Below are 4,369 nucleotides of genomic sequence, written 5' to 3'. Positions count from 1 at the left end.
ACCGCATCACACCGGTCGCGCAGACAGTCCACCTCAAATCCGTCTCAAATCCGTCGTTGTAGTGCTAAGCAATACTTGAGTGGTTTGGTATAAGATGTGGAAGTGGATGAGCGGTGGGCGTACATGGTGACGGAGGGCGGAGGCGTGGTGAAGGTGTGGTGTGTGAAGGAGATACTGGAGCGTGGGCGGATCGCTGCAAGCCAAGGGACAAGCCATCGTTTGTAGAACGGATGAAGGAGTTTTTTGAGCGAAAGCGGAAGAAGTAAGCGACAGTGGGGGCGCACAGGAGTCAAGTCTGAGTTCCGGTGAAAAATCCCTGGCGTAGACCTCTGTGCGCGTTTGCAGAAGCTTTGTCAAGTCTACCTTTTGGTGAAAAATTCCCCCTTGGCAGATTGACATTATACTGCTCAAGCTGCCTCGTTGGAGGTTGCGATCACCTCGTTACTCACTGCTTGGTTTCGCCACTTCCAGTGCTTCACCATATCGAAGTGCAGATCATTAGCCACCCAAGCCTCGTCGCACTGCATCAGGATCGCCCCGATTAGCCGCTCCCGCCGCCTCCTCTTTTGGGAAGAATGAGGCGCCCCTGCTGGGCGCCGATGGGATGAATACGAAAGGGAGCGAGAGAGCGGAGCCGCTCTCTCGCTCATCGAGATCGCCGTTCTTAGAACTTCAGCCTCAGCCCGAATTGCGCATTGCGCATGCGCGCTCCCGAAGCGATGCCGAAGATCTTGCCCGCAGTGCTCGGGTTGCAATCGACGCAACTATCCGGTTGGCCGAGGTTGACCTTGTTGAAGAGGTTGAAGACCTCGGCGCGGAATTCGAGTCGCGTCGATTCGGTGAGCGAGAAGTTCTTGAAGATCGAAAGGTCCGTGTTGAAGAACGATGGGCCGCGCAGCGAGTTCCGTCCGACGTTGCCGAACTGTCCGCGCGGAGCTTTCGCCCATGGCGTGCCCGGACCGATGCCGACGGCGAACCAGCCGTTGCGGTTCGGATTGCTGACGTTTGGGTTACCGACCTTGTCGGGCCGACACGGGCCGGAGTTGACGGAGCAGTTGGCTCCGGAGACGAAGGCGGTAAATGGCAAACCGCTTTGCCAAGTCGAGATGGAGTTGATTTGCCAACCGCCGACCAGAAAATCGAGACCGCGCGAAATGTTGTTCAGGTAGCGTCGACCGCGACCGAAGGGCAAGTCCCATACCTGTGAGAAGAGGAAGACATGCTTCCGATCGAAACTGGTCGGCCCGTACTCGACTTTGCGGTCATGGTAATAACCGGCGTCGTAATTCCTCGCCGCCGACAGCGTGTAGTGCGCGAGCAGGCTCAAGCCGGAGAAGCGGGTCTCGAACTTGGTCTGCAAGGCGTTGTAGTGGTTGTCGGCGTCGTTGCCGTAGTAGGTGATGTTCTGCGTCCATCCGAAGCGTCGGAAGAAGGGGCGGCGCAGCGCCTCATCGATGATGTCGGGGTTGTTGATCGGCTGATTGACGTTGTAGGCCGGACCATCGCCCAAGAAGACGTGCGTGCCCTTGTTGCCGACGTAGGCGACCTCAACTGACGTGTTCGGTGTGAATTGATGTTGCACCGTGACGTTCCATGCGTCCAGCGTCGGCAGACGCATCTTGAACGGACGGGCACGCCCTTCAATGCCGATCGGCAAAGGCAAACGCCCGTTGGGCGGCACATTCGGGAAAGTAGGCGCTGGCGGCCCAGAGGCAAGCGTAAAGACGCGCTTGAAGTTGTCGGTCGATAGCGATTGGAAGGCGAGCACGGGCAAGTTCTGCGTCACCGTGTGACCGAAGATCGAGCCGAACACGCCGATGTCGAAGCTACGACCATAACCCATGCGGATCACGGTTCGGTCGGTCCACTGGTAGGCGGCGCCGAGTCGCGGCGCGAAAGCCTTGTAGGTCGGCTTGACGTTGAAGTCGGAGCCGACTTCGCCGACGTTGGCGACGAAGATCTCGCCCGTATCGAGATTAAGCAGGCCGCCGTCGCCCGGCCTTTTCACCTTCTCTGGAAAGATCAGTTCCCAACGCAGGCCGTAGTTGATCGTCAGCTTGCGCGTCCGGCGCCAAGTGTCTTGACCGTAGAAGAACCAACGGCGCTGGTACTCCTTGGCGTCGGTGCGCGTGCTGACGTAACGGACGAAGTTGGTCACGTCACCCAGCAAGAAGGTGGCTATTCCGAGCCCCCCTGTGATGTTCGGGTCTGATGGATTCAGACGAACGCCCGTGCGGGCTTCGTTGAAGCGCAGTTGTCCGGCACGATGCGCGTCCGAGGGCACGCGCAAGTTGATGGCATAACGGATGTCGGCGCCGAACTTGTAGGCGTGGTTGCCGCGCAAGAAAGTCCAATTATTGACGAACTGATACTGCTGTTCGTCTTGATCGAGCGGGCAGTTGCACCCGTTCGGTTCAAGCGCGTAGCCGATCTGAAATCCGCCCGGCCCTTCGATGGCGAAGAAGGGCATACCTGAGGTGAAGAAATCGTCCACATTCAACCCCGGAATGCCGGCATCGGCAGCAGGGCGCGTGCCGACTCCGCCGGGCAGCACCTTGACGCGATAACGGAAATAGCCGAAGCGGAAGTCCGTGATCGTGTTCGGGCTGACCGTGTAATCGAAGCCGGCGGCGATCGACTGATTGCGCACGTTGGAGCTTCCGGCAAAGCGCGCGCCGCTCAGTCCCGGACCGCCCACGAGGAAGCCGAAAGCGCCTGGCTTGGTGCGGTCGTATTGCGCGAAGCTGTACCGACCGAAGAGGTGTAGGTTCTGGCTCCAGTAGTGGTCATCGCGCACGTTGAACTGATCGCCATTGAAGACGTCTTGCCCAGAAGCACTGTAATTGTTCGAGATGCCAGGGCGGTTCGGCAGCGGGATCAGCTTCAAAAGGTTGAGCGCCTGCGGCGAGAGCCTGTTTGACGGAATGATGTTGCCGGGAAACGGCGTTCGCCCAACGGCCGTGTTCGGATCGCCCGTCAGCGGATCATAGATCGTGCGCCCGTATTCGCTGAGATCGCCTGTGCGCGCTCTTGCCGTCGGCACAGTGGTCAAAACGGAGGCGCCTTCTTTGCTGCGCGTTCCTTGGTAGTCGCCGAAGATGAAGTTCTTGTCCTTCTTCAAGCGCCAACCAAAAGATCCGCCAAACTGCGACCAGAGGCTTTTGGGAAGCAACCTGCCGGTGACGGCATCAGGAACGCTCTGCGAGAATGGGTCGCGCGCTTGAAACAGATCGTTGCGCCGGAAGATGAAGGCGCTTCCGTGAGGCTCGTTCGAGCCGGAGCGCGTTTGCGCCGTCACCACGCCTGCGGTTGCCAGTCCGAACTCGGCATCGTAGTTCTGCGTAGTGACCTTGGCTTCGGTGGCCGATTCGAGCGTCGGGTTGATGACGATGATCCCGAGGATGGGATCGCGATTGTCCGTGCCATCGAGTTGAAAAGCGGTCCCGCTGAAGTGTTGCCCGTTGACCATGATCTGAATCGAGCCTTGCGGGTTCTCGCTTGCGGCATGCTGCCAGCCGAGTTTTTGCGTTCCCGGTGTGAGCAGCGTGAAGTTTGTGAAGTTGCGGTCGAAGATCGGAAGTTCTTGAAGTTGACGCTGACTGAAGGAGGTTGCTACATCAGCGCGATCCGTTTTGAGCGAAAGCGCCTGCGTCTCTTCGGTGACGGTGACCTGTTCGGTTACTTCGCCCACTTGCAAGGAGAAGTCAACGCGAGCCGTCACGTCCGCTTTGACCTCGACCTCTTGTGTAGCGACTTTGTAGCCGCGTTGCTCGACCCGAACTTGGTAGCGTCCGGGCACGAGATTGGTCACCGTGTAGTTGCCTGATTCATTGGTTTGTGCGGTTCGCGAGATGTTCTTCGCTGGATCCGAAACGGTGACCGTCGCCCCGACGATGGCTGCCCCCTGCGGGTCCGTCACAGTGCCGATGACGTTGCCGTAAACGGCCTGTGCCGCCGTCCGCGGGGCAAAGGCGGAGATCGTCAGCGCGACGCCGAGCAGAAGCAACAGAATTTGCCTCGAAAGCATGTTTCCTCCTTCGTTTTTCGAAAAGCCGTCCTGAAAGCTCGGACGCGCTCCTGCTGGACGGTGTGTGAAGTAGTTCCTCCGCGAAGCGTTTAGTTTCGCTGTCAAACGAACTAAGAAGGTCAAACATCTCTCGTCAATTGAGCGCGTCAACAAACGCACTAAAATGTGAGACCTGTTACGCGGCGAGACATAACTTCGCTCGCCATCGAAAGAGAAATTGCACTTTGCTTCCCCCATCCAAAATTTCCCGGATGGAGTTTGAAGTCGGGGTTTCAGCGGACGCTCCAATTGCCTCGTGTGCGCGTCAAGCATACAACCGAATTGGCATGAAATCAAGACCTT

General features: G+C 58.3%; 1 protein-coding gene. It reads right to left on the bottom strand.

Annotation, left to right across the window (positions count from 1 at the left end; translation table 11 throughout):
* Positions 1-664: 664 nt before the first annotated feature.
* The gene (locus tag C4334_RS14400) at positions 665-4,027 is read right to left on the bottom strand and encodes an outer membrane beta-barrel protein (RefSeq protein ID WP_352432785.1); all 3,363 of its coding nucleotides are present in this window, start codon (positions 4,025-4,027) and stop codon (positions 665-667) included.
* Positions 4,028-4,369: the final 342 nt, after the last annotated feature.

The sequence above is a fragment of the Pyrinomonas sp. genome, from assembly GCF_040289685.1.
GTDB lineage: Bacteria > Acidobacteriota > Blastocatellia > Pyrinomonadales > Pyrinomonadaceae > Pyrinomonas.
The sequence above is the reverse complement of the archived record's forward strand: the minus strand, read 5'-3'. Positions and strand labels throughout refer to the sequence as shown.

Bases quoted from the DNA above. Each gene is read 5' to 3' on its own strand.
- C4334_RS14400 (WP_352432785.1), bottom strand. From the start codon at position 4,027: ATGCTTTCGAGGCAAATTCTGTTGCTTCTGCTCGGCGTCGCGCTGACG.